We start from the raw sequence: 23,710 nt of genomic DNA, 5'->3' as shown, positions 1-23,710 counted from the left end.
CTGAACCCCTCTACGCTAACCCGTCCCCGGGGCGCTCAGGGCGCGTACGTCTCCCCGCCGAGAGTGAGGGCGGCGCTGCCGGCCGTGGTGTCGGCGAGCCAGGCCTCGAAGGCGGGCAGGTCCGCCTCGGGGAGGGCGACCTCGATCTCGACGGCGGCCCCGTAGCGCAGGTCCACCACGGTCCGGCCGGTGGAGCGCAGGTCGTTCTGCGTCTTCCCGGCCCGCTGGTGGTCGACGGTGACGGTGGCCAGCCGGTAGCGCCGCCGGGTGACGGTGCCGAGCTCGTCGAGGGCCTCGCCGACGACTCCGCCGTAGGCGCGGATCAGACCTCCGGCGCCGAGTTTCACGCCGCCGTAGTAGCGGGTGACGACGGCGACGGCGTAGCGGACGTCCCGGCGCATGAGCATCTGCAGCATGGGCACCCCGGCGGTGCCGCCGGGCTCGCCGTCGTCGCTGGCCTTCTGGACGGCGGCGTCGGCACCGATGACGTAGGCGTAGCAGTGGTGCGAGGCGGTGGGGTGCTCCTTGCGGATCCGCGCGATGAACTCCTGCGCCTCCGGCTCGGTCGCGGCCGGCGCGAGCGCGCACAGGAAGCGGGAGCGGTTGATCTCCGACTCGTGGACGCCCTCACGGGCCACCGTCACGTACTGGTCTGCCTTCACCGCTCCACCCTAGTCCGTGGCCGTCCCGCTGCGTTCGAACGGATCGACGGGGTGCGCGGCGCCCCGTCGGCCCTGCGGGAATGGGGCGCGCGCCTGTGCGGTTGATCCGGCTGAGCAGCAGCGGAAGACGACGGAAGACACCATCAGGAGGCGGCGCACGTGTACGGCGACCCGGCGGCCATTCGCAAGATCCTCACCGAGCTCGGCGACACCTGGGCCGTGGTGGGCCTCTCGAACAACCGCGACCGGGCGGCCTACGGGGTGGCCCGGGTACTCCAGCAGTACGGCAAGCGGGTGGTCCCCGTGCACCCCAGGGCCGAGACCGTGCACGGCGAGCCGGGCTACGCCTCGCTGGAGGAGATCCCGTTCAAGGTCGACGTGGTGGACGTCTTCGTCAACAGCGGGCTGGCTGGAGCCGTGGCCGACCAGGCGGCCGCCGTCGGCGCCGAGGCGGTCTGGTTCCAGCTCGGCGTGATCGACGAGTCGGCCTTCGAACGGACCCGCGAGGCCGGGCTGACGATGGTGATGGACCGCTGCCCGGCGATCGAGATCCCGGCGCTCTAGCTTTCGCCGTTCCCGGTCGCGGTCGCGGCGCCGTGTGCGTGCGCCGTGGCCGCGGGCACCGGGGCGGACACCGGAGGGACCGACACCGCGAGGGTCATCTCCATCGGCACGGAACCTTCGTTGCGGTAGGCGTGCGGGAGGTTGGCCTCGAAGGCCGCCGCGGCCCCGGCGGGGACGTGGAACTCCTCGTCGCCGACGACCAGGGTCAGCGCACCGGCCGTGACGTGCAGCATCTCGACGGTGCCGGAGGGGTGCGGGACGGAGTCCGTGCCCTCCCCCGGCACCAGGTGCCAGGTCCACAGCTCCATGGGCCCGCGCTGGTCCGTGCCGATCAGCATGGTCGTCGAGCTGCCCGCCTCGCTCGACCAGATCCGCACCACCTGTTCCGGCGCGACGATCCGCACCCGGGGGCCGCGGTCGTGGTCGAGGAGCGCGGAGATGCTGACGCCCAGGGCGTCGGCCAGCCTGACGGTCGTGCCCACGCTGGGATTCGTGCGGGCCTGCTCGATCTGGATGATCATCCCGCGGCTCACGCCGGACCGGGCTGCCAGGGAGTCCAGGGTGAAGCCGCGCTCTGCGCGCCACCTCTTGAGGTTCCGGGCGAGCGCCTGGGTGAGCTGTTCGAGATCCGACACCATTCCGTCCAATATTTTGGATGCTGCGGTTCAACAGGGTGCACTACCGTGTTCCGTATTCGATGCTGCACTCCGGCGTTCACCGCACTGTACTGCGAGGCCCCTGATGACCGCCCTCTTCGCCCTGGCCACAGCCGTGCTGTGGGGTCTCGCCGACTTCGGCGGCGGGCTGCTGACCCGCAAGATACCGGCGCTCACCGTGGTGGTCGTCTCGCAGGTCGTCGCCGTCGTCGTACTCGGTGCCGTAGTCCTCGGCACGAGGGCCTGGCACGAGGCAGGCCCCCAGCTGTGGTTCGCCGTCGCCGCGGGTGTGGTCGGCCCGGTCGCCATGCTCAGCTTCTACAAGGCCCTGGCCCTCGGCCCGATGGGCGTGGTCTCACCGCTCGGCTCCCTCGGCGTGGTCGTGCCCGTCGCCGCCGGGCTGCTCCTGGGCGAGCGGCCCGGACCCGGCCAGTTCGCCGGCATCGCCGTGGCCGTCGTCGGCATCGTCCTCGCGGGTGGTCCCGAGCTGCGCGGCGCCCCCGTCCAGCGGCAGGCCGTGGTCCTCACCCTGGTGGCGGCCTTCGGCTTCGGGGCGGTGATGGCCTTGATCGCCCAGGCCTCCACCACCGTCACGGGGCTCTTCCTCGCCCTGTTCGTCCAGCGGGTCACCAACGTCAGCGTCGGCGGCGCGGCCCTGTGGGCGCAGACCCGGCGCGGTGTCCCCGCCCTCCCGGAGGGAACGCACCCGCGGATCCTGTGGGGGCTGCTGCCCGCACTCGCCTTCGTCGGCCTGGCAGACGTCGCGGCGAACGGCACGTACGCGGTCGCCGCCCAGAACGGCCCGGTCACCATGGCAGCCGTGCTCTCCTCCCTCTACCCGGTGATCACCGCGCTGGCCGCCTTCGCCGTCCTCAGGGAGCGGCTGCGCACCGTCCAGGCGGCGGGCGCCGGCCTGGCCCTCGCGGGAACGGTCCTGCTGGCCGCCGGCTGAGCCCCGAAGCCCGGAGCCGCCCGGCGTCCTACCGCTCGGCCTCGGCGAGCTCGGCCAGCCCGCGCAGCTGTTCCGGGGTCATGCCGTCGGGGATCGGCACCGGAGCGGGTGTCCGCAGCGGCGGCTGCCAGCCCGTCTCCGGCTGCCAGCGCCGCACGACCCGGGCCGGCGCACCGGCCACCACCGCGTGGTCGGGCACCTCGCCCCGCACGACCGCACCCGCGGCCACCACGACATTGCGGCCCAGTCGCGCGCCGGGCAGGATCACCGAGCCGGTACCGAGCCAGCAGCCGGGTCCGATCTCCACCGGTGCGCTGCGCGGCCACTGCCGCCCGACGGGCTCGTGCGGGTCGTCGTAGCTGTGGTTGGTGGACGTGATGTAGACGCCGGGACCACAGAAGGTGTTCGACTCGATGGTGATGCGGGCGTCCGCGATGACGTGGCTGCCGCGGCCGATGACCACCCCGTCACCGAGCACCAGCATCGGTTCCGCGCCCAGGTCGAGATCCGGCATCATGCCGGCGGTGAGGGTGACCTGCTCGCCGATGATGCAGTGCGCGCCGAGCCTGATCCACCGCTCGCCGAAGACCGTGCCCTGCGGAAAGGCGAGGCGGGTGCCCTCGCCGATCGCACCGAACCGCAGCCGGCCGGGAGCCTGCGCGGTCACCGCACCGGCCTGCTGCATCCAGCGCCAGCCGGCGTGGACCGCGCGGCTCGCCAGTCTGCGGCGCAGGGCGGCCACAGATGAGAACGTGTTCTGTTTCTTCGGCACTCGGCCACGGTAGTGCGCCGGGCCTCCCCCGTCCGGACGACGGTCCTGTGATCTTCACCCCATCGCGGGCACCGTGCTCCCCGTGCCCTACGGTGCTGTTGGCGCGGCACCAGGACGGCAGACCCCAGACGGCGTACGACGGACGGCAGAGGAAGAGAACATGACGCACCAGGCGGCCCAGGCACTCGTGGCGGGTGTCGGGGGGAAGAACCCGGACATCGACCCCACGGCCTTCACCGCGCCCACCTCGGTCGTGGTCGGGGAGGTCACCCTCGCCGCCGGCGCCAGCATCTGGTATTCGGCGGTGCTGCGCGCCGACTGCGGCCCGATCGCGCTGGGCGCCGACAGCAACGTGCAGGACAACTGCACGCTCCACGTGGACCCGGGCTTCCCCGTGTCGATCGGTGAGCGCGTCTCCATCGGCCACAACGCCGTCGTGCACGGCTGCACCGTCGAGGACGACTGCCTGATCGGGATGGGCGCCACCCTCCTGAACGGCGCGGTGATCGGCGCCGGTTCCCTGGTCGCCGCGCAGGCGCTGGTGCCGCAGGGCATGGTCGTCCCGCCCGGTTCGCTGGTCGCGGGCGTCCCCGCGAAGGTGCGCCGCCGGCTGACCGAGGAGGAGCGCGAGCACATCCGGGGCAATGCCCTGATGTACGTGGAGTTGGCCAAGCAGCACCGCGCCTCGGTCACTCCCGGGGGTTAGGGCGTTCGCGGGAGTCCCGCCCGGCCCGCGACGCCCGGCGCGCACGCCCTCGGGCCGATCCGGCGGGCCACGGCCCGGGGTTTCGAGCCGCCGGGGCGGGCGGCCCCGTCACTCGCCGACGGTGGCGCGGGCCGCCGGCTGTGCGGGGATCTCCGCGCCGGCCGCCCCGGCGGACTCGGCCGCCTTCTTCATCCGGCTGCGCACCACCAGGGTCACGACGAGCCCGAACGCCACGGCGAGGCCCAGGGCCAGCCAGGAGAAGCGCTTCAGCCAGGGCTCCGCGACGATGCCGACCGAGTAGATGACGGCGGTGGTTCCGCCCGCCCAGAGGATCCCGCCGAGGACGTTCGCGACGAGGAACCGCCAGTACGGCATGTGCAGCACACCCGCCAGCGGTCCGGCGAAGATCCGCAGCAGTGCCACGAACCGGCCGAAGAAGACGGCCCACATGCCCCACTTCTCGAAGGAGCGTTCCGCCACAGCCACCTGCTGGGGGCCGAAGTGCTTCGGGAAGCGCCGGCCGAGCCGATCCAGCAGCGGTTTGCCGCCCCGGCGTCCGATGGCGTAGCCGATCGAGTCGCCCACGATCGCGCCGGTGATCGCGCAGAGCCCCAGTACGACGGGGTCGATGTCCCCGTGCTGGGAGGCCAGCAGTGCCGAGCTGACCAGGATGATCTCCCCCGGCAGCGGAATGCCGAGGCTCTCCAGGCCGATGACCAGACCCACCAGGAGATAGATGCTGACCGCCGGAATCGTCTCCAGCCATTCCTGGATGTGCACCGGTACGTCCTCCCGAGTCGTCCCCGGCGCGCCCCCTGTGACACGCCGAACGCGCAGCCTATCGGCTCCCCGGTTCGGCCTTTGACCTCAGAGGCAGTTCCCGCGAGGAACGTCCCACGAACACGTCACGGCGGCCGGCGCCCGGCACCCAGCCGTGCTTCTCGGGGTCCCACGACGACAGCGTCCGTGCGTCGATGTCGACGGTGACGCGCTGCGCCGCGCCCGGTGCCAGGGTGATCCGCCGGTAGCCGGCGAGTGCGCGGACCGGCTGGTCGAGCCGGAGCTCCGCCGAGGGGCCCACGTACACCTGGGCCACTTCCGTGCCCTTGCGGCGGCCGGTGTTGCGGACCGTGAACTCCACGCGCAGCCCGCCGCGCTGCGCCCGGACCGTGAGTTTCTCGTAGTGCCAGCTCGTGTAGGACAGGCCGTGTCCGAAGGGGAAGAGCGGGGCCTCCCGTTGGGCGTCGTACCAGCGGTGGCCCACGTGGACGCCCTCGGAGTACTCCTGCCGGCCGCCCACCCCCGGATAGCGCGCCGGGTGCCGGCCGACCGGGGTGGTCCGCTCGTCGGCCGGGAAGGTCTGGGTGAGGCGCCCTCCGGGGTCCACGTCCGCGAAGAGGATGTCGGCGGTGGCTCCGGCGCCTTCCTGCCCCGGGTAGTACATCTGGAGGACCGCCCCGGTGCGCGCGAGCCACGGCATGGTGGTGGCGGAGGAGGTGTTGAGCACGACCGTCGTACGGGGGTTCGCGGCGGCCACCGCCTCGATCAGCCGCTCTTGCCCGCCGGGAAGCGCCAGTGAGGTGCGGTCCCTGCCCTCGGTGGAGTCCTCGTAGGCGAACAGGACCACGCTGCGGGCCGCCTTCGCGGTGCGCACCGCCTCGGCGACGTCCGCGGCCCGGATCGCCCCGCTGACGTGCCGCAGGCGGAAGCGCTGTCCCTTGTCCCCGCCGGCGGCGCTCACGGCGAGCCGGTGCGTGCCGGCCTTGAGCGTGAGGGTGCGGCGGCGCACGGCCATGCCGTCGGGTGCGCAGCCGAGCAGTCCGCCCGCGTAGTGCTCGGCCACGCCTTGCCGGACGGGGAACAGCTCCTCCCCGTCGAGCCGTACGCCGGGCCGCTTCCCGGTGTAGTGGACCAGCAGGGTCCACTCGTCGTCGGCCGCCAGGCGGAAATCGCCCTCGTACGTCCAGATGCGACCGGGACCGACCTCGCGGACCTCCAGGTCGGCGGCCGGGGTGAGCAGCCCCGCGGGGAACGGCCGCCCGTACAGGTCCTCGCCGAGGGCGTGGCGGACGGTCGCTCCGGTCCCGGCCCGGCGCCGGATGGCGGTGAGCGGGGCGGCCGCTCCGTCGGGGACCACGTGCGAACTGCCCCCGCCGCCGGTGAACGGGATCTGGGCGGTGGGGCCGATCACCGCGATCGAGCGGGCCGCGGCCCCGGTCAGCGGCAGGGTGCCGTGTTCGTTGCGGAGCAGCACGGCACCGGCGGCAGCCACCTTGCGCGCGACCCGGGCGCCTGCCGCGGCATCGCGTGGGGAGCGGGCGGGCTGCCGGGCCGCGAGCAGCCCGAAGCGGTCCATGGTGGTCAGGATTCGGCGCACGGCCTGGTCCACGGTGGCTTCCGGCACGGAGCCGCCGCGCACCGCCTCGCGCAGCGGCCCGCCGAAGTGGGTTCCGCCGGGCATCTCCATGTCGAGGCCGGCGCGGATGGCGGCGACGGTGCTGTGCGCGGCGCCCCAGTCGGAGACCACCCAACCGTCGAAGCCCCAGCTGCTCCGCAGCAGTTCGTCGAGCAGTGGCCTGCTCTCGCAGGCGTGGACTCCGTCGACCTTGTTGTGGGCGCCCATCACGGCGCCCGCGCCGGCGGCTACGGCGGCCTCGAAGCCCCGCAGCTCGGTCTCGTGCAGCGGCTGCTCGCCGACGGTCACGTCGACGGTGTCGCGGCCGTGTTCCTGGTTGTTGAGGGCGAAGTGCTTGACGGTGGCGATGAGGCCCTCGTCCTGGATGCCGCGGACGAGCTCGCCGGCCAGGTCGGCGGTGAGCAGCGGGTCCTCGGCGAAGGTCTCGAAGTTCCGGCCTCCGTACGGCGTGCGGATGAGGTTGACCAGGGGGGCCAGCACGACGTCCTGGCCGAGGGCCCGGCCCTCGCGGCCGATGACGCGTCCGTACGCGCGGGCCAGAGCCGGGTCGAAGGCGGAGGCGAGCAGTACCGGCGCGGGCAGCGCGGTGGCGGGCCGGTCGACCCGCACCCCGGCCGGCCCGTCGGCGAAGCACAGGGGCGGGATGCCCAGTCGCGGCACGCCGGGCAGGTAGCCGGCCCCGCCCCGGTGGGCGGGGTCGGGGGCCCCGTGCAGCAGGGCGGTCTTCTCCTCGAGGGTGAGCAGCTCCAGCAGGGCGTCGATTCGGGCGGCGCCCCCCGTACCGGTCCCGCTGCCTGCGGCGGGTGCGGCCGGTGCGCCGCCGGTGGGCCCGCGCAGGCTCCCGGGCGGCGGCCCGGCGGGAGCGCAGCCGCCCACTCCGAGGACTCCGCCCGCCGCTGCGATCAGCCGCATCGCCGAACGTCGTGACACGTCCTCGCTCATGGGTGCTCCCTGCGGCGTGGGTCGGGGGGAGCGGCCCGCGCCGGACCGCTCCCCCAGCCACTGTGGGCCGCGTGTCCGCGGGCCCGGCCGAGACGCGCCACCGGGGCGCCGAGGTTCAGCCCTCCGGCAGGGGCGGCAGGCTGTCGGGGGTGCGCCGGGGCTCGTCCTGGCTCTGGATGCGCGCCTCGGTGCGGTGTCCGCGCGCGATGTAGTCCCGTACGACGGCCTCCACCGCGTCCTGCGGGGAGCCGACCCCGGCGAGCACCATCACCTCCACCACGAGTTCGGCGTCGAGGCTGATGTTGACCTTGGCCACGATTACCCCCTCCATCGTCCGTCGTGCCAGGACTCTAGCGCCGGAAGCGGTACGTGCCCGCCACCCCATGGGCGACGGGCACGTACCGGACGGGACGCTATGCGTTCGGGCGCAGGGTCCAGACGACGGTCATCTCCCCGGTCACGGCCTCGTCCTCGCGCTGGATGGCGATGGTGACCGGGAACTCGGGGCGGCCGCCCGCGTCGAGCTCGGCCACGACCTCGGCGGCCGGGCGGCCGAGGGTCGCGGTGGCGGTGACGACGCCCTTGGCGAGCTTCTTGTAGCCGATCTCGGCCTTCACGGCGAGGGGCACGGCCCGGGAGAGCTGTTCGCCGAAGGCGGCCAGGACGATGGCGCCGCTCGCGGACTCGGCGAGGGTGAACATGGCACCGGCGTGCGGGCCGCCGACGTGGTTGTGGAAGTCGGGCTGATCCGGAAGCCGGACGACCGCACGCTCGGGGGTGGTCTCCAGGAACTCGAGGTTCAGGGTCCGGGCCATCGGCACGGTCGCGGCGAGCAGTTCGCCCACGTTCATCTGGTCTGCGCTCATAGAACGCGATGTTACCCACGAGTAGGCAGGATTGGCCAGGGCTCCCCAGGGGGCGGCCGTGGCTCCCCGGGGGGCCTCCCACTATCGTTACCGGCCATGTGGCCAGGACAGCAGCAGCCGCCCGGGGGCGAGCAGAACCCCCAGGACGCGCATCAGAACCCGTACGCGCAGCCGCCGGGACAGCCCGCGCAGCCGAACCCGTACCAGCAGCAGCCGGGTTACGGATACCCGCAGCAGCCCGGCTACCAGCAGCAACCGGGCTACCAGCAGCCGCAGAGCACCCCGGGCCAGCCCTGGGGGCAGCCCCAGGCACCGCAGCAGGCCCAGCCCTCCGGCGGCAGCGCGTACTCGACGAAGACCGTGGCCATCGTCGCGGCCGCCGCGGTCGTCGTGGCGGCGGCCGCGACCGGCGCATACGTCCTGACCCGGGACGACAAGAAGACCGAGGCTGACGGCAAGCCGGCCACGAGCTCCTCCGCACCCGCCGAGGAGCCCGCCCCGGCCGGCAGCAGCCCCAACCCGCGGGCCGGCGGCGCCCTGCAGCCCGTCATCCCGGGGTGGAAAGTCGTCACCAACACGAAGTACAACGTCGCCTACGACGTACCCCCGGAGTGGAACGTCAACGACCCCGGCGTCTCGCTGTACTACGACGACGAGGTCAAGAACGACGGCAAGCCGGTCATCACCATGTCCGGCACCGCCACCCTCAAGCGGGAGTGGTGCACGGTCGACAAGGACGCCGACGGCAATCTCGAAAAGTTCTCGATCGCGGACGCCGGCGTCAAGGGAGCCCAGGGCGCCAAGGACACCGCCCAGGCCGCGACCGACAACACCGGCACCTGGGTGTGGGCGGGCTTCGCCCAGAAGGAGCCGAAGGGAACGGTCAAGGTGACCGACCCCAAGGAGTTCACGACCGCTTCCGGGATCAAGGGCCACATGGTCGTCGCGACTGCGCCCAACGTGAAGAAGGAGCACAAGTGCTCCACCGACGGCAAGGCGGTCGGCTTCGCCTTCCGGAACGCCGCCGGCGACTTCGCCAGCTTCGCCCTGATCACCGCGGCCGGCGTGAAGGAAGAGGTCCCCACCGAGGTTTCCGACAAGATCCTCAGCTCCATCCGGCTCACCACCGGATGATCTGCGGCGCACGGCGCCCCGGCCCGGACCGGTAATCCATTTGGACTTCCCCGGCCGGGCCGGGGATAGTCCGGGAGTGAGTTCTCCCCCCGACGCACCGCACCGTACCCCGGCGCCCCGCCACAGCCGCGGCCGACCGGAGTGGGCGGGCCGCAACTACACCCTGCTCACGGGCGCGGCGGTGGTCACGAACCTCGGCAGTCACGGGGCGCTCATCGCCTCCGCCTTCGCCGTCCTGGAGGCCGGCGGCTCGGGTGGCGACGTGGGACTGGTCGCCGCCGCCCGCACGCTGCCGCTCGTCCTCTTCCTGCTCGTCGGGGGCGCCGTGGCCGACCGCCTGCCGCGCCACCGCGTGATGGTCGCCGCCAATGCCCTGAACTGCCTCTCGCAGGCCGTCTTCGCCCTGCTCGTCCTCACCGGTGACCCGCAGCTGTGGCAGATGATGCTGCTGACGGCGCTGTGCGGCACCGGTACGGCCTTCTTCAACCCGGCGGCCGAGGGCATGCTCCTCTCCACCGTCTCCGGCGAACACGCCAACCGCGCCTTCGCCCTCTTCCGCCTGGCCGTGAACGGCGCCGGCATCGGCGGAGCGGCCCTCGGCGGGGCCATGATTGCCGCGATGGGCCCGGGCTGGGTGCTGGCCGTGGATGCCGCCGCCTTCGCGATCGCCGGGGCCCTGCGCGCCTTCCTCGACGTCGGCCACACCCCCGACCGGTCACCCGGCGGCGGCCTGCTGGCCGACCTGAGGGAGGGCTGGGTGGAGTTCCGCACCCGGCCCTGGCTGTGGAGCATCGTGCTCCAGTTCTCCGTCGTCGTCGCCGTCGTCGGCGCGGCGGAGGCGGTCTACGGTCCGCTGGTCGCCCGGGACCGGCTGGGCGGGCCGGCTCCCTGGGGTCTGGCCCTGGCACTGTTCGGCGTCGGCACCATCGCCGGGGCCGTCCTGATGATCGCGTGGAAACCGCGGAGGCTGCTGCTAGTCGGCACGCTGTGCGTGTTCCCGCTCGCGCTGCCGTCGGCCGGACTCGCAGTGCCGCTGCCGGTGTGGGCGCTGTGCGCGGTGATGTTCGTCAGCGGAGCCGCGATCGAGGTCTTCGGCGTGAACTGGATGACGACGATGCACCAGGAGATCCCGGAGGAGAAGTTCTCCCGGGTCTCCGCCTACGACTGGTTCGGCTCGGTGTCGATGCTCCCGCTGGCCACGGCCCTGGCCGGGCCCGCCGAATCCTCCTTCGGCCGCACCGAGGCGCTGTGGGGCTGCGCATCCCTGGTCGTCGTGGTCACCGCTCTGGTCCTGCTGGTCCCGGACGTGCGCCGGATGACGCGCAAGCCGCCCGTCCGCCCGACCGGGGGCCCCGTCGCCTTCGAGCCGGCCGCCACGCCGTCCGCGCCCGTCCCGGCCCCGTTCACGACACCGTTCCCGTCCGCGGACCCGTCCGCGGCCCCGTCCTCGTCCTCGTCCGACATCACCCCAGGCTGAAGGCGCCCTCCGGCGGAGCCGGCGAGGGGGTCGCGTCCGCATCCGGTACGGGGACCGCGCCCCTGGCGAAGCGGGCCAGGCCGGCACCGTGTTCGACGCGGGCGGGAAAGGCGTCGGACGCGCACCGGCGGGCCAGCGTCACCACGTCCAGCGGGGCGTCGGAGGCCAGCAGCACGGCGTTCCCGAAGCGCCGCCCCCTCAGCACCGACGGTTCGGCGAGCAGGGCGAGCTCCGCGAAGGCGGCGCCGAAGGTGGCCAACTGTGCCCGCAGGAAGTCGAAGGGCGCCCCATCGGCCAGATTCGCCGCGTACAGCCCGCCGGGCCGCAGCACCCGCGCGGCCTCCCGCGCGTACTCCAGCGAGGTCAGCTGCGCCGGGACCCGCGAGCCGCCGAACACGTCGGCCACCACCACGTCCGCACTCCCCCGCGGCGCCGCCTCCAGCCAGGCCCGGGCGTCGGCGGTGTGCACGGTGATCCCGGACCCCTCCGGCAGCGGCAGGTGTTCGGCCACCAACTCGACCAGGCCGGCGTCGAACTCCACCACCGCCTGCCGGGAACCGGCACGGGTGGCCGCGGCGTAGCGGGGCAGGGTGAGGGCCCCGCCACCCAGGTGCAGCAGGTCCAGCGGGAGCCCGGGCTCCGCCGCGCAGTCCAGGACGTGCCCGAGGCGGCGGACGTACTCGAATTCCAGGTGCTGCGGATCGTTCAGGTCCACATAGGACTGAGGGGCCCCGTCGACGGTCAGCAGCCAGGCCCGTTCCCGGTCGATGTCCGGCATCAGCTTGGCGGTTCCCTGGCCCACGTCCCGGGTCACCGGGATCCGTTCGTCGCTCACCGCTCCATTGTCCGGCAGGCCCCGGGACCCCGGAGGCCGGGTCCGGGTCCGGGGCCCGCCGGTCCCCCGGGCGTGTGGTCCTCCAGCCCGGACGTCAGTCCGGGCCGCCCGACCACACGGCCGCGGCCGCGGCCGTGTGCTGCGCGGCCTGCGCCAGGCCGGCCCGGGCCGCCGGGTCCCGCCGGGCCGGATCCAGTACGTTGCGCCCGAAAGCCTTGCGGGCCGTGGCCGACGGGGTGATGAGCAGGACCTTCGCCCCCGCCTCGCGCAGCCGGGCCGCCTGGGCGGCCGGTGCGGGGACGAGCCCGGAGCCGAGTGCGATCGGGGCGATGACCACCACACGGGCGTATCCGGCGGCAAGGTCCGCGTTAGTGGCGGAACGGACACCTCCGTCGATGAAGCGGCGTTCGCCGACGGTCACCGGGGGCCATACCCCGGGCACCGCGCAGCTCGCCGCCACCGCGTCGACCAGCCCGCTGCCGTCCTCCCGGTCGAAGGCCCGGAGCTCACCGCTGAGCGCGTCCACGGCGGTGACCACGAACCGCCGCTCGGGCCACTCGTGCGAGACCAGCCGGGCCGCGAGCACCTCGCGGCGGTCCGCCTCGGGGCCGGTGTCCGCCGCCAGGGCCATGGCCCCCACCCGGCGGCGGTAGGCGGTGGCGTCGCTGCGCGAGCGCACCATCGCCAGCGCGTACCGGGCGAAGACGGCCGCCCCCAGCTTTGCGGCCGCCTCCCCCGCCGCGTCGCCGAGTTGGCGCTCGTACAGCTCCTGGGGGCTGAACCGTCCGGAGGCGAGCTGGGCGCCGACCACCGAGCCGGCCGAGGTGCCCACGATCAGGTCGGCGGTGGTGAGGTCCACTCCCGCGCGGGCGAGGCCGTAGAGGATTCCGCACTCCCAGCCGATGCCGGTCAGTCCGCCGCCGCCCAGCACCAGCGCCGTGTCGCCGCCCATGCCCGCCCGCCCCCTTGGTCGTGTCCGCGTGCCTGTGGTGACGGCAGTCTGGCGCAGCCATCCTGCCGTCACCACAGCGGGGTCCGGGTCGGCCGGGTCAGTCCAGGACGGCCGTCACCGTCCCGGCGCCGACCGTCCGTCCGCCCTCCCGGATCGCGAAGCCGAGCCCTGCCTCCAGCGGGACCTCCCGCCCGAGCTCGACGGTCATGGTGACCGTCTCGCCGGGCCGGGCGATGCCCGCAACGCCCAGGTCCACGTCCCCCACCACGTCGGCGGTGCGGATGTAGAACTGCGGCCGGTAGCCGGTGGCCACCGGGGTCGTGCGGCCGCCTTCGCGCCCGGAGAGCACGTAGACCTGCGCGCTGAAGCGCCGCTTCGGCCGCACGCTGCCGGGGGCGGCCACCACGTGCCCGCGGCGCACGCCGTCGCGTGGTACCCCGCGCAGCAGCAGCGCGACGTTGTCCCCGGCCTCGGCGGACTCCATCGGCTTCCCGAAGGTCTCCAGGCCGGTGACGACCGTCTCGGACGGCTCGCCGTCTCCGCCCAGGAGCGCGACGCGGTCGCCGAGGCGCACGCTGCCGCGCTCGACGGCGCCGGTCACGACCGTCCCGCGCCCGGTGATGGTCAGCACGTTCTCCACGGGCAGCAGGAACGGCGCCCGCGTGTACCGCACGGGCGTGGGTACGTACGTGTCCACCGCGTCCAGCAGCGCCTCGATCGCCCCGGTCCACCGGGGGTCGCCCTCCAGCGCCCCGAGCCCGGAGACCCGTACGACGGGTGCGCCCTCACCGCCGTAGCCGTGCGCGGTGAGCAGTTCGCGCACCTCCAGCTCGACGAGGTCGGTCAGCTCGGGGTCCCCGGCGTCGGCCTTGTTGATCGCGACGACGATGTGGTCGACGCCGACCTGGCGGGCGAGGAGCACGTGCTCGGCGGTCTGTGGCATGACCCCGTCGAGCGCGGAGACGACGAGGATCGCGCCGTCGAGCTGCGCCGCTCCTGTGACCATGTTCTTGATGTAGTCCGCGTGCCCCGGCATGTCGACGTGGGCGTAGTGGCGGGTGTCGGTCTCGTACTCGACGTGGGTGAGGTTGATGGTGATGCCGCGCCGGGCCTCCTCGGGGGCCCGGTCGATGCGGTCGAAGGGCACGAAGGACGCGCCACCGCGCTCGGCGAGGACCTTGGTGATGGCGGCGGTGAGAGTGGTCTTGCCGTGGTCGACGTGTCCCATGGTGCCGATGTTGAGGTGCGGCTTGGTCCGCACGAAGGCCGTCTTGGCCATGATCTCTTCCCGTTGCTCGAAGCGTGGACGGGACCCCTGAACCGAGCCGACCCTCCCCCTGCGGGGTCCGCCGGACGATCCGGGAAGGGTCAGCTTCGTGCGCCGTCGAAGGCGGCCTGGACGGTTGCGTCCGGGAATGCGGCAGCCTTCGGCGCGTCCGCGACTGCGGACGGCGCTGCGGGGAAGGCGAACCGGGACATGGGCCGATACTCGCGGACCGTTCCGCCTCCGTCGAATGATTTACGGGTGAACCGGCCGGAGGTCAGAGGTTCTTGAGGGCCTCGCGCACGGACAGCGGGGACAGAGCGGCGCGTTCGGCGTCGACGAAGGCGCGCACCGCGTCGGGGTCCGTCTTCGCGTACTCGCGCAGGGCCCAGCCGATGGCCTTGCGGAGGAAGAAGTCCGGGTGGCCGGCCTGGTGGCGGCAGTAGGCGAAGAGCCGTCCGACGTCGGTGGTGCCCTTGCGGCGGAGCTGGTGGAGGAGGGCGGTGCGGGCGAGCCACGGGTCCTCGCTCCCGATCCATTCGTCCATCACCGGGGCGAGGTCCGGGTCGGCTGCCACCAGCGGGCCGACCGTGTGCGCGGCGAGCAGGTCGACGGTGTCCCACCAGGGGACGGTGGTGATCAGGTGCCGGGCGACCGGGAGCAGCCCGGAGGAGCACCGGACGACGTGGCGGCGCAGGTAATCCACCGCGAAGTAGTGGTACTCCCGCTCGGGGAGTCGCCAGCAGCGCAGTGCGAGCGCCGCGACGTCCGCCTCGGAAGGCCGGGGAGTGTTCTTCGTCACTGCCCTGGACAGCTCCCGGCGCAGCGGTGCGGGGATGCCGAGGAAGGGCGCCACGTGCTGCATGTAACCGGTCATGGCCTCGGCCCGCGCGGGATCGGCCGCGGGCACGTACGCCCCGGTCAGCCGCTCCAGCAGGGTGCCGGCCAGGGTGCTGCGGGGAACCCTGGGGGGTCGCCCGTCGTTCGATGGCATGAGGCCCAGATTACGGCGCGATGACGCATGGCTGGGCTAGTCTCCCGGGATGTCCCTCCTCCTCTCGCCGTGGGCCCGGCTGGCGCTGCTCGTCGTGCTGCTCGCAGCGGCCGGCGCGTGCGTGCTGGTCTACGAACCCCAGCGGATCCTCTCGGAGGGCTGGCCGCCGGGACTCCCGGTGGGCACGGCCGTCGTGTTGTTCGCGACCGTGTACGGCGTGTGTTCGGCGGCGTTCGTGCCGCGCCCGCTGCTCAACCTGGCCGCGGGAGCCGTCTTCGGCACGCAGTTCGGCGTCGTCGCGGCGGTGGGGGGCACCGTGCTGGGCGCGGGGATCGCCTTCGGGCTGGGCCGGGCGATGGGCCAGGAGGCTTTGCGTCCGCTCCTGCGCGGGCGCTGGCTGGAATCGGCGGACGGACAGCTCAGCCGGCACGGGTTCCGCTCGATGCTGGCGGTGCGCCTCTTCCCCGGCGTGCCCTTCGTGGTGGCCAACTACTGCGCGGCGGTATCCCGCTGCGGCTGGGCTCCCTTCCTGCTCGGGACGGCGCTCGGCGTGGTCCCGAACACCACGGCCTACGTGATCGCGGGGGCCAGTGCCTCCTCCCCCGGATCCCCCGCGTTCCTCGTCTCGTTCGGCTTCATCGTGGTCTCCGTGGTGGCCGCGGGGGTCGTGGGCTGGCGCAGAAGGCACCGTCTGGCGCCCCCTCGGTCCGGCGGGCCGGCGTACGAACTGGCCTCCGGACACCCCCCAGTGGTCAGTGGCGCTTCGCACGGGCCCTAGCATCGGACCCGAACTGCCCGACGATCACAAGGACGAGCGCACCCCGACATGAGCTGGTTCGAATCCCTAATCCTCGGTCTCGTCCAAGGGCTTACGGAGTTCCTCCCGATCTCCTCCAGCGCCCACCTGCGGCTGACCGCGGCATTCGCCGGCTGGCACGACCCAGGAGCGGCCTTCACGGCCATCACCCAGATCGGCACCGAGGCCGCCGTTCTGATCTACTTCCGCAAGGACATCGCGCGGATCGTCTCCACCTGGTTCCGTTCCCTGTACACGAAGGCCCTGCGCTCCGAGCAGGACGCGAAGATGGGCTGGCTGGTGATCGTGGGCTCGCTCCCGATCGGCATCCTCGGCCTCGCCTTCAAGGACGCGATCGTCGGTCCGGCCCGCGACCTGCGGCTGACGGCCACGACCCTGATCGTGATGGGCATCGTGCTGGGCGTCGCCGACCGGCTGGCCGCGCGCGACGAGGAGGGCGGCCGGCACCGGGCGATCCGCGAGCGCAAGACGCTCCAGCAGCTGGGCGTCAAGGACGGCCTGATCTTCGGCTTCTGCCAGGCGATGGCTCTGATCCCGGGTGTCTCCCGCTCCGGTGCGACGATCTCCGGCGGTCTGCTGCTGGGCTTCACTCGCGAGGCGGCGGCCCGTTACTCCTTCCTGCTCGCCATCCCGGCCGTGCTGGCCTCGGGCGCCTTCGAGATCAAGGACGTGATCGAGGAGCCGGGCCACATCTCCTGGGGTCCGACGGTCTTCGCGACGGTCATCGCCTTCTGCGTGGGCTACGCCGTGATCGCGTGGTTCATGAAGTTCATCACCACCAAGAGCTTCATGCCCTTCGTGATCTACCGGATCCTGCTCGGCATCGTGCTGTTCGTGCTGATGGGCACGGACGTGCTGAGCCCGCACGCGGGCGAGTCCGGCAGCTGAAACCGGGCCGCGCAGGTAGCGCTGTCCAGCATTTCCCAGCGCCTGATTGCAGCACCGCACCATGATCATTTCCTGCCCACCAAGGAGACCGGGAAACGAGCAGCCAGAGGTGCGCACCTGCGAAGTCGGGAGCAGAAAGGAGGGCCCGCACAGCAGCTGACGCTGTTGGTCTATTCGGGCCCGTGCGTGACGTCGGCTCCCAAGACCCGGTTGTGGTCTTGGGAGCCGACGTTGTCTTTTGGGGAGGGTGTCGATGTCGTTGCAGCCGAAGGAGCCGGGGGAGATTCCGGCGGAGACGGTGCGGGTGGCTCGGGCGGCCTTCCGTAAGGGGAGCCTGGCGATCCGGGTCCGGGACGAGCTGGGGATGCTGTTCACCGATGCGCAGTTCGCGGATCTGTTCCCGGCTCGGGGGAAACCTGCATGGTCACCGGGTCGGCTGGCACTCGTGCTGGTGTTGCAGTTCGTGGAAGGGCTCACCGACCGGCAGGCCGCGGAGGCGGTGCGGGCGAGGATCGACTTCAAGTACGCGCTCGGATAGGAACTCGGCGATCCGGGCTTCGATTTCTCGGTCTTCTCGGAGTTCCGGGACCGTCTGGCCGGGGCGGATGCCGCACGGCAGGTACTGGACGGCATCCTCGCCGCGGCCCGGGAGAAGAACCTGCTGGTCACAGGCGGGAAGGCCCGGACCGATTCCACACATGTGCTGTCGGCGGCCCGCGAACTGAACTGGCTGGAGATGGTCGCCGAGACGCTGCGCTCGGCACTGAACGCAACGGCCGTCGCCGCTCCCGACCGGCTGCGGGAGGTCGCCGACCCCAACTGGTTCAGGCACTACGCCACCCGGGCCGAGGACTCCCGTTTCCCCAAGGCCCACGCCAAGCGGGACGAGATCGGCCTGCGGATCGGGGCGGACGGGATGCGGCTGCTCACGGCCGTGACCTCGCCCGACGCACCCGCCGGACTGCGCGACCTGGAACAGGTGGAGATCCTGCGGCAGGTCTGGGTGCAGCACTTCCACCTGGCCGGGGGCGAGGTGGTGCGGCGGGACCCAAAAGACCGGCCGCCGGGCGCGACGCGCCTGGTCACCCCCTATGACATCGAGGCGCGCGGCAGCGTGAAGCACGACACGATGTGGGACGGATACAAAGTCCACCTCACCGAGACCTGCGGTCAGGCGGATGCCCCGAACCTGATCACGAACGTGGCCACCACCGTCGCCACGGTCCCCGACAGCGTGATGAGCGAGACGATCCACACCGGTCTTGATGTCGACGTGCAGGCTCTTCGGCGGTTCGGTCGGTGCGGGCCGCAGGTCGCGGCGCAGGAAGAGGACGCACAGCAGCCCGATGACGTTCGCCACCGCCGTGAACGCGAACGGCATCCAGCGGGACATCGTGAACATCAGTCCGCTGAGCGGCTGTCCGAGGAGCCCGATCGCCGCGCCCCTGGCCTGGTTCTGCGACAGGGCCGCGGGCAGCCGGCCCGGCGGCACGACATTGCGTACGACGGCCTGCTCGGCACGCTGGTAGAAGATGCCCAGCGAGCCCTCCACGAAGGCCGCGGCCATCACGAACGGGACCCACACCTGCCCGGCGAAGGCCGCGGCGCCCACCGCGAGGAAGGCCGGCAGCCGGATCGCGTCGCACCACAGCATCACCTTGCGGCGGTCACAGCGGTCAACCAGGGTGCCGGCGGGCAGTTCTTCAGACGAACACCATTCGTTGGGCCGCAAGCCGGGCCATGACCGTCCGGGCGGCCACGCTCAGGCGTTCCCGGTCGCCCTCGCCGTACCCGAGCCAGGCGACCTCGGCGATCTCACTGTGCGGTGCCGGTACGCCCACGTGCTCGGCGCTGTGGCAGGCCATCCGCACCACCGTGCCCGGCCTCCCGCCGTGGGCCGGCGCCTCCACCACGAACTGGAGCGCCACGCTCTCCGGCAGCAGTTCGACGCCCAGTTCCTCGCGCACCTCGCGGACCAGCGCCTCCCGGACGCTCTCGCCCGGCTCCGGCTTGCCGCCGGGGAGGTAGAAGGCGTCCCGGCCGTGGGTACGTGCGACCAGGAGGCGGCCGCTGTCCAGGCACAGCCACGCCGCCTTCTCGATCACCTCGGGGACGGAGTCCATCGCTGATTGCCCTCAGATGTCCGTGCCGAAGAAGCGGTCGCCGAAGTCGCCGATGCCCGGGACCATGTAGGCGTCCTCGTTGAGGCGCTCCTCGATGGACGACGTCACGATGCGCACCTTCGGGAAGCGCCGCGTGACCGCCTCGATGCCCTCGGGCACGGTGATGAGGTTGACGAACACGACGTTCTCCTCGGCCACGCCCTGCTCCAGCAGCAGTTGGATGGTGGCGACGGCCGTGCCGCCCGTCGCGAGCATCGGCTCCAGCAGGAGCACGTGGCAGTCGGCGATGTCGCCCGGGAGCTTCGTCCAGTAGTGCCGGGGGAGCTTGGTCTCCGGGTCCCGCTGCATGAGGATCTTGCCGATGCGCAGGGACGGGCACACGGCGCGCAGCTGCCCCTCCATGCTCTCGCCGGCCCGCACGACGGAGACGCCGCACACCTGGCGGGACGGGCGCAGCCCCTCGTACGTGGCGCCGACCGGCGTGGTGACGTCGTCCTTCTCGTACGGGACGAACTCCAGGGCCGCCTCCACCAGCAGCCGCACGACCCGTTCGGCGGCGAAGACGAAGTCCTCGCGGCGGGCCTGGCGGTTCCGCATGACGGTGTGGAGGGCACGCAGCTGGTTGGTCTGCGGCAGCAGGTGCACGAGTGCGGTCGGATCGGCGGTGGCCGTGGCGGTCGTGGTTGCGGCGGTCGTGCTCACCATGTCGTGTTGGTCCTTTCGGTGGTCGCTCGGGTTTGTGGTCACTCGTTCGGCGGTTCTTCAAAGGACGGCGGCAGCGGCGGCGTGTCCGTGAACTGGCCCGCGGCCGTCCGGTAGACCGAGAGCCCGCCCGTGCGCTCCCACATCCGGCGCATGACGTGGACGAGTTTGGGGTTGTGCTCTTCCTCCTCCTCGAAGGAACGGGCGGTGATGAGCTCCCAGTCCATGCGGCGCAGCCCGTCCGGTCCGGCGTCGACGACGCCCTGGAACAGCGCGTGCAGGGCAGCGAGTTTGGCCCGCTTCGGCACTTGGGCCTGGGCGAGGACGACGCCCAGCATCCCGGTCCAGTAGCAGGCGATGACGTCGCGGCGCTGTTCCTCCGGGAGGTGCTCGGCGATCTGCTCCATCGCGTACAGGGACGTGATGAGGTGCAGCAGGACGAAGTCGCCCGGCCGGGCCAGGTAGAGCAGCGTGACCGCGTAGTACAGCTGCTCCCAGGTGGCCGCGGTGTCCGGTGCGTCCAGCCAGGCGGGAGCGTCGTACATGAGTGGGTGTCCGACGTCGAGCATGCGGGCATTGCGGAACTGCAGTCCGGAGCGTACGAGTTCGGGGTGGACGCCTTCCGGAGCGCCCGCTTCCGGGACGGTGCCGACGTCCTGCGCCCAGGTGCGCAGCGCTTCGCGGTCGGCATCCCAGGCGGCGGCGACGCGCAGCAGGGAGTCCATGGGGGTGGCGTCCTCGGGGCGCCGGTGCGCGGCCTGTTCGCGCCGTATGCGGTCGGGGTGGCTCGGCACGGACGCGAACGCCATGTATGCGAGGCCCTCCACCGCCATGCAGCGGCTCTCGGCGTCCAGCGCCCAGCCGAGGTGGATGGCAGCGTGCGTGAAGGCGCCGACCCAGCCAGGGACCAGGTCCGGGCTGTAGCGGCGCAGCACCTCCGCCATGCCCAGTTCGGCCACCTTGCGGTCGAAGTACGCGTAGTACGAGGCGAAGCCGGTGCGGCGGCCCAGGAAGTCCCGCCAGTTGTCGTCCGTGATGTCGAGCGTGGAGGGGCGGGCCGGTTCGAGGCCGTGGCCGTACGTGGTCAGCCGTGCGTAGTTCTCGTAGTAGTCCTGGATGCGCTCCGGGGACATGCCGAGGCGGGCCAGGGCGACCACGGCGTGCTTGACGTGGTTGCTGAGGTGGCCGTTGAATTCGATGTGGTGGCTGCGGTCGTTCAGCAGCTTCTTGACCACGGGCGAGTCGATCACTTCGCCTGCTCCTTGTGCTTGTCGTCGTCTTGGTCGCCCTTGGCGTCGGCGTCCTTGTTCTTGGGGTCTTCGCTCGTGGGGTCGTTGTTCTCGGCGTCCTCGTTCCTGGCTTCACGCGACGTCTGCGCGACCCGGGACAGGTAGACGCCCAGCAGTACGAGAACCACCCCGAGCCAGCGCAGGGGGCCGGGCGTGACGCTCTTGCTCTGCCAGTCGATGAGGACGGCGGTGATCATCTGGCCGCTGATCACCAGCAGTGCCGCGTTCATCGCGCCGAGCCGGGGGAACACGTAGCTGCTCACGACCACGAACAGCGCCCCGACCACACCGCCGATGTACGCGACGAGCGGCGGCTTCGCCCCGAACTCCCACTGGCTGAGTAGGACCAGGACAGTGGTGAGGAAGAGGAACCCCACCAGGTGGTTCCACAGCGAGGCCCGGAACGGGCCGATGACGGTGCTGAGGCGACCGTTGATGGCGCGGCTCGCCACGATGAACGCGCCGTTGAGCAGTGCCAGCAGGATGGAGAGGATCACTGGGTGCCTCCGAAGAGGATCAGCGCGCTGCCCGTGAGGACGCAGAGCGCCACGAGGGCGTCCATGGGGACGATGCGCCGTTTCGGCGTCTGGAACAGCCCGAAGTGGTCGGACACGAGGCCGAAGAGGATCTGGCCCACGAGCATGAAGGCAATCGTCCCGGACAGCGACAGGCTCCCGTTGACGGTGATCGCGCCCAGCATGACCGTGAAGGCGCCGGGGATGCCGCCCAGGTAGAACCAGAGAGGCCGCTTCGTCGGCGCCGCCGGTTCCGCCTCGCCGCCCCGCTCCGCGCGGCGCAGCCTGACTCCCGACGTGGTCAGCAGCACGAGCAGCAACGCCACGACGGCTCCCACCCCGTGGGCCACCCACGACGCGTAGGCCGGCGTCGTGTGTTTCGCCAGCAGGCTGTTGTAGTGGAGCATCGTCGCGAGCAGCACACCGCCCGCGATGCCCAGGAGCCAGTCCTTCGATCGTCCGATCACTTCGCCGCCTTTCGGTTCGCTTCGTCAGCCGTCGTTTCCGTACGCGGCCATGATGTGTGCGACGGCGTCGTCGAAGGTGTCCGCCAGCCACGTCGGTTCGGCCGTGGACAGTTCGGCCGGGCCGTGGATGCCGTATGTCACGGCGATCGAGCGCATCCCGCACGCCTGTGCCATCAGCAGATCGTGCGTCGTGTCACCGACCATCACCGCCCGCTCGGCCGGTATGCCGCCCAGCTCGCGCAGCACCCTGTGGCCCGAGTCGGGGTGCGGCTTGGGCCGCTCGACCTGGTCCGCGCCGAGCACGACCTCGAAGAGGTCCCGGATTCCGGCGGCCCGCAGCAACGCGTCCGCGCTGGCGTAGAACTTGCTGGTGGCGACGGCCAGGGCGAGCCCGCGGTCGCGCAGCGCGGCGAGGCCGTCCGGGACGCCGGGGAACAGCAGCTCCACCGCCCGCGGCAGGACGATCTCGCGGAACGCCTCCTGGTAGCGGCGTACGCCCTCCGCCACGCGCGCATCGTCGGGCGCGACGCCCAGCAGCTTGGCGAACGCCTGCTCCAGGGGGAGCCCGATGGTCGCCCGGATCTCGGCCGGGGCGGGCGCGGGCGCGGTGCCCAGGGCGGCGAAGACGGCGGTGAACGACTCCACGATGCCGCGCGGGGTGTCGACGAGCGTGCCGTCGAGGTCGAACAGTGCCGCGGGGCGGGAGGCGGAGAGGGGCCGGGCCGTTCGTGTGTCACGTGAAACATCGGCGCTCATCGGACCGCCTCCGCCTGTGCGGCAGCCGCCCGTACGCCGGCGTGGGCCACGGCCAGCCGGCCGGCCAGCTCCGCCGTGCTGATCAGCACGGACATGTTGGCCTGGGAGGAGCGGCCGTCGGTCACCCGGTCCACCGCCCGCATCAGGTACTTCGTGATGGCGTTGCCGGTGATGCCGTCGCGCTCGGCCGTGACCGTCGCCTCGGCGATCGCCGCGTCCACATCCGCGCTGTCGATCGCGTCCTCCTCCTTGATCGGCGTGGCGACGAGGAACCCGCCCGGGTTGCCGAGCGCCCAGTGCGTGTCGATGGCGCGGGCGATCAGCTCCTCGTCGTCCAGCCGGTGGGGGCTGCGGAAGCCGCTCGTACGGCAGTAGAAGGCCGGGAAGTCGTCGAAGCGGTACGAGGTGACCGGGACGCAGTGGGTCTCCAGGAACTCCAGGGTCAGTCCCAGGTCCAGGATGCTCTTGGCACCCGCACAGACCACCGCGACCTTCGAGCGGGTGAACTGGATCAGGTCCGACGAGATGTCCATGGTGGTCTCGGCGCCCCGGTGGACCCCGCCGATCCCGGCGGACGCGAAGAACGGGATGCCCGCGAGCTCGGCGGCGACCAACGACGAGGCCACGGTCGTGGCGCCCATCCCGCCCCCGGCCAGCGCGAGCGACAGGTCCCGGCTGCTGACCTTGGGGATACCGGGCGTGGACGCGAACCGCTCGATGTCCTCGTCGGTCATGCCGACGAGGATGCGGCCGCCCTCGACGCCGATCGTGGCGGGCACCGCGCCGCCCGCCCGTACGGCGGCCTCGACCTTGCGGGCCGTGGCGGCGTTGTGCGGGTAGGGCAGGCCGTGGGTGATGACGTTGGACTCCAGCGCGACGACTGGAGCACCGGTGTCGAGCGCCTGGGCGACCTCGTCGCTGAACGCGAGGGGAATCGTCATGATGTCCTGGCTCTCCTTGA

At 72.3% G+C, this 23,710-nt stretch carries 25 protein-coding genes and 2 pseudogenes; 8 read left to right on the top strand and 19 right to left on the bottom strand.

Going from position 1 to position 23,710, the window contains the following annotated elements; all coding sequences use genetic code 11:
- Positions 1-35: 35 nt before the first annotated feature.
- Complete coding sequence (locus ACFW2G_RS11920) at positions 36-662, bottom strand: YigZ family protein (protein ID WP_037929150.1); 627 nt, start codon at positions 660-662, stop codon at positions 36-38.
- 159 nt (positions 663-821) lie between these two features.
- Here ACFW2G_RS11920 and ACFW2G_RS11915 point away from each other — a divergent pair, with 159 nt between their 5' ends.
- A complete protein-coding gene (locus ACFW2G_RS11915; protein ID WP_384449473.1) occupies positions 822-1,226 on the top strand; it encodes a CoA-binding protein in 405 nt (134 codons plus the stop codon).
- Here the strand turns inward: ACFW2G_RS11915 and ACFW2G_RS11910 are convergent.
- On the bottom strand, positions 1,223-1,861 hold the full coding sequence (locus ACFW2G_RS11910; RefSeq protein WP_384449610.1) for a helix-turn-helix domain-containing protein: 639 nt from the start codon (positions 1,859-1,861) through the stop codon (positions 1,223-1,225). The two genes, ACFW2G_RS11915 and ACFW2G_RS11910, sit on opposite strands and share 4 nt — an antisense overlap.
- Positions 1,862-1,967: 106 nt before the next feature.
- On the opposite strand from ACFW2G_RS11910, the gene ACFW2G_RS11905 reads away from it, so the two are divergent.
- Positions 1,968-2,834, top strand: coding sequence for a DMT family transporter (locus tag ACFW2G_RS11905; RefSeq protein ID WP_037929153.1), 867 nt, complete (start codon positions 1,968-1,970; stop codon positions 2,832-2,834).
- A 28-nt stretch (positions 2,835-2,862) separates the two neighbouring features.
- On the opposite strand, the gene ACFW2G_RS11900 is transcribed toward ACFW2G_RS11905, so the two are convergent.
- Positions 2,863-3,606 carry an acyltransferase gene (locus tag ACFW2G_RS11900; protein ID WP_384449469.1) on the bottom strand — a complete coding sequence of 248 codons (744 nt, stop codon included), beginning with the start codon at positions 3,604-3,606 and terminating at the stop codon, positions 2,863-2,865.
- 160 nt (positions 3,607-3,766) lie between these two features.
- Here ACFW2G_RS11900 and ACFW2G_RS11895 point away from each other — a divergent pair, with 160 nt between their 5' ends.
- A complete protein-coding gene (locus ACFW2G_RS11895) occupies positions 3,767-4,312 on the top strand; it encodes a gamma carbonic anhydrase family protein (protein ID WP_037929160.1) in 546 nt (181 codons plus the stop codon).
- Positions 4,313-4,420: 108 nt separating this feature from the next.
- Here the strand turns inward: ACFW2G_RS11895 and ACFW2G_RS11890 are convergent, their stop codons facing one another.
- The 4 genes from ACFW2G_RS11890 to ACFW2G_RS11875 form a co-directional block, all read right to left on the bottom strand.
- Positions 4,421-5,092: a DedA family protein gene (locus tag ACFW2G_RS11890; RefSeq protein WP_037929161.1), complete on the bottom strand. Its 672-nt coding sequence runs from the start codon at positions 5,090-5,092 to the stop codon at positions 4,421-4,423.
- A 58-nt stretch (positions 5,093-5,150) separates the two neighbouring features.
- Complete coding sequence (locus ACFW2G_RS11885) at positions 5,151-7,670, bottom strand: glycoside hydrolase family 3 C-terminal domain-containing protein (RefSeq protein ID WP_384582103.1); 2,520 nt, start codon at positions 7,668-7,670, stop codon at positions 5,151-5,153.
- Positions 7,671-7,785: 115 nt separating this feature from the next.
- Entirely contained in the window at positions 7,786-7,986 is a 201-nt protein-coding gene (locus tag ACFW2G_RS11880; RefSeq protein ID WP_037929162.1) for a type II toxin-antitoxin system VapB family antitoxin, read from the bottom strand.
- Positions 7,987-8,083: 97 nt separating this feature from the next.
- Positions 8,084-8,536, bottom strand: coding sequence for a DUF4442 domain-containing protein (locus ACFW2G_RS11875; protein ID WP_172671416.1), 453 nt, complete (start codon positions 8,534-8,536; stop codon positions 8,084-8,086).
- Between the two features lie 96 nt (positions 8,537-8,632).
- On the opposite strand from ACFW2G_RS11875, the gene ACFW2G_RS11870 reads away from it, so the two are divergent.
- A complete protein-coding gene (locus tag ACFW2G_RS11870) occupies positions 8,633-9,670 on the top strand; it encodes a hypothetical protein (RefSeq protein ID WP_384582105.1) in 1,038 nt (345 codons plus the stop codon).
- A gap of 76 nt (positions 9,671-9,746) precedes the next feature.
- A complete protein-coding gene (locus ACFW2G_RS11865; RefSeq protein ID WP_384582107.1) occupies positions 9,747-11,147 on the top strand; it encodes an MFS transporter in 1,401 nt (466 codons plus the stop codon).
- Here ACFW2G_RS11865 and ACFW2G_RS11860 read toward each other — a convergent pair.
- The 4 genes from ACFW2G_RS11860 to ACFW2G_RS11845 form a co-directional block, all read right to left on the bottom strand.
- A complete protein-coding gene (locus ACFW2G_RS11860; protein WP_384449607.1) occupies positions 11,134-11,925 on the bottom strand; it encodes a spermidine synthase in 792 nt (263 codons plus the stop codon). The genes ACFW2G_RS11865 and ACFW2G_RS11860 overlap by 14 nt on opposite strands.
- Positions 11,926-12,076: 151 nt before the next feature.
- Positions 12,077-12,934, bottom strand: coding sequence for a patatin-like phospholipase family protein (locus ACFW2G_RS11855; protein WP_384449455.1), 858 nt, complete (start codon positions 12,932-12,934; stop codon positions 12,077-12,079).
- Between the two features lie 97 nt (positions 12,935-13,031).
- Positions 13,032-14,213: an elongation factor Tu gene (gene tuf / locus ACFW2G_RS11850; protein ID WP_384455078.1), complete on the bottom strand. Its 1,182-nt coding sequence runs from the start codon at positions 14,211-14,213 to the stop codon at positions 13,032-13,034.
- A gap of 262 nt (positions 14,214-14,475) precedes the next feature.
- Complete coding sequence (locus ACFW2G_RS11845; RefSeq protein ID WP_384455077.1) at positions 14,476-15,192, bottom strand: DNA alkylation repair protein; 717 nt, start codon at positions 15,190-15,192, stop codon at positions 14,476-14,478.
- 49 nt (positions 15,193-15,241) lie between these two features.
- On the opposite strand from ACFW2G_RS11845, the gene ACFW2G_RS11840 reads away from it, so the two are divergent.
- From ACFW2G_RS11840 to ACFW2G_RS11830, 3 genes and pseudogenes are all read left to right on the top strand, one after another.
- A complete protein-coding gene (locus ACFW2G_RS11840; RefSeq protein WP_037929188.1) occupies positions 15,242-15,970 on the top strand; it encodes a TVP38/TMEM64 family protein in 729 nt (242 codons plus the stop codon).
- A gap of 48 nt (positions 15,971-16,018) precedes the next feature.
- Positions 16,019-16,897 (top strand): undecaprenyl-diphosphate phosphatase, encoded by an 879-nt coding sequence (locus ACFW2G_RS11835; RefSeq protein ID WP_037929191.1) that lies wholly within the window; start codon positions 16,019-16,021, stop codon positions 16,895-16,897.
- Positions 16,898-17,150: 253 nt separating this feature from the next.
- A pseudogene (locus ACFW2G_RS11830) lies at positions 17,151-18,161 on the top strand (transposase); the annotation flags it as partial.
- An 81-nt stretch (positions 18,162-18,242) separates the two neighbouring features.
- Here ACFW2G_RS11830 and ACFW2G_RS11825 read toward each other — a convergent pair.
- The 8 genes and pseudogenes from ACFW2G_RS11825 to ACFW2G_RS11790 all read right to left on the bottom strand — a co-directional run.
- Positions 18,243-18,551 (bottom strand): annotated as a pseudogene (locus ACFW2G_RS11825) (MFS transporter); the annotation flags it as partial.
- A 49-nt stretch (positions 18,552-18,600) separates the two neighbouring features.
- Positions 18,601-19,020, bottom strand: a complete 420-nt coding sequence (locus ACFW2G_RS11820) for an NUDIX domain-containing protein (RefSeq protein WP_384582108.1) — start codon at positions 19,018-19,020, stop codon at positions 18,601-18,603.
- Positions 19,021-19,032: 12 nt separating this feature from the next.
- Entirely contained in the window at positions 19,033-19,725 is a 693-nt protein-coding gene (gene upp, locus ACFW2G_RS11815) for a uracil phosphoribosyltransferase (RefSeq protein ID WP_384582110.1), read from the bottom strand.
- Between the two features lie 38 nt (positions 19,726-19,763).
- Positions 19,764-20,972, bottom strand: a complete 1,209-nt coding sequence (locus ACFW2G_RS11810) for a questin oxidase family protein (protein ID WP_384582112.1) — start codon at positions 20,970-20,972, stop codon at positions 19,764-19,766.
- Positions 20,969-21,508 (bottom strand): DMT family transporter, encoded by a 540-nt coding sequence (locus ACFW2G_RS11805; RefSeq protein WP_384451945.1) that lies wholly within the window; start codon positions 21,506-21,508, stop codon positions 20,969-20,971. The genes ACFW2G_RS11810 and ACFW2G_RS11805 overlap by 4 nt, the downstream gene beginning before the upstream one ends.
- Positions 21,505-21,993, bottom strand: coding sequence for a DMT family transporter (locus tag ACFW2G_RS11800; RefSeq protein ID WP_384451942.1), 489 nt, complete (start codon positions 21,991-21,993; stop codon positions 21,505-21,507). Before ACFW2G_RS11800 ends, ACFW2G_RS11805 begins: the two co-directional genes overlap by 4 nt.
- A 24-nt stretch (positions 21,994-22,017) precedes the next feature.
- Positions 22,018-22,749, bottom strand: a complete 732-nt coding sequence (locus ACFW2G_RS11795) for an HAD family hydrolase (protein ID WP_384451939.1) — start codon at positions 22,747-22,749, stop codon at positions 22,018-22,020.
- Positions 22,746-23,690: a pseudouridine-5'-phosphate glycosidase gene (locus ACFW2G_RS11790; RefSeq protein ID WP_384451936.1), complete on the bottom strand. Its 945-nt coding sequence runs from the start codon at positions 23,688-23,690 to the stop codon at positions 22,746-22,748. The genes ACFW2G_RS11795 and ACFW2G_RS11790 overlap by 4 nt, the downstream gene beginning before the upstream one ends.
- Between the last annotated feature and the right edge of the window lie 20 nt (positions 23,691-23,710).

It is taken from the genome of Streptomyces sp. NPDC058880 (assembly GCF_042742535.1).
GTDB lineage: Bacteria > Actinomycetota > Actinomycetes > Streptomycetales > Streptomycetaceae > Streptomyces.
This window is presented reverse-complemented; position numbering and strand designations above follow the sequence as displayed.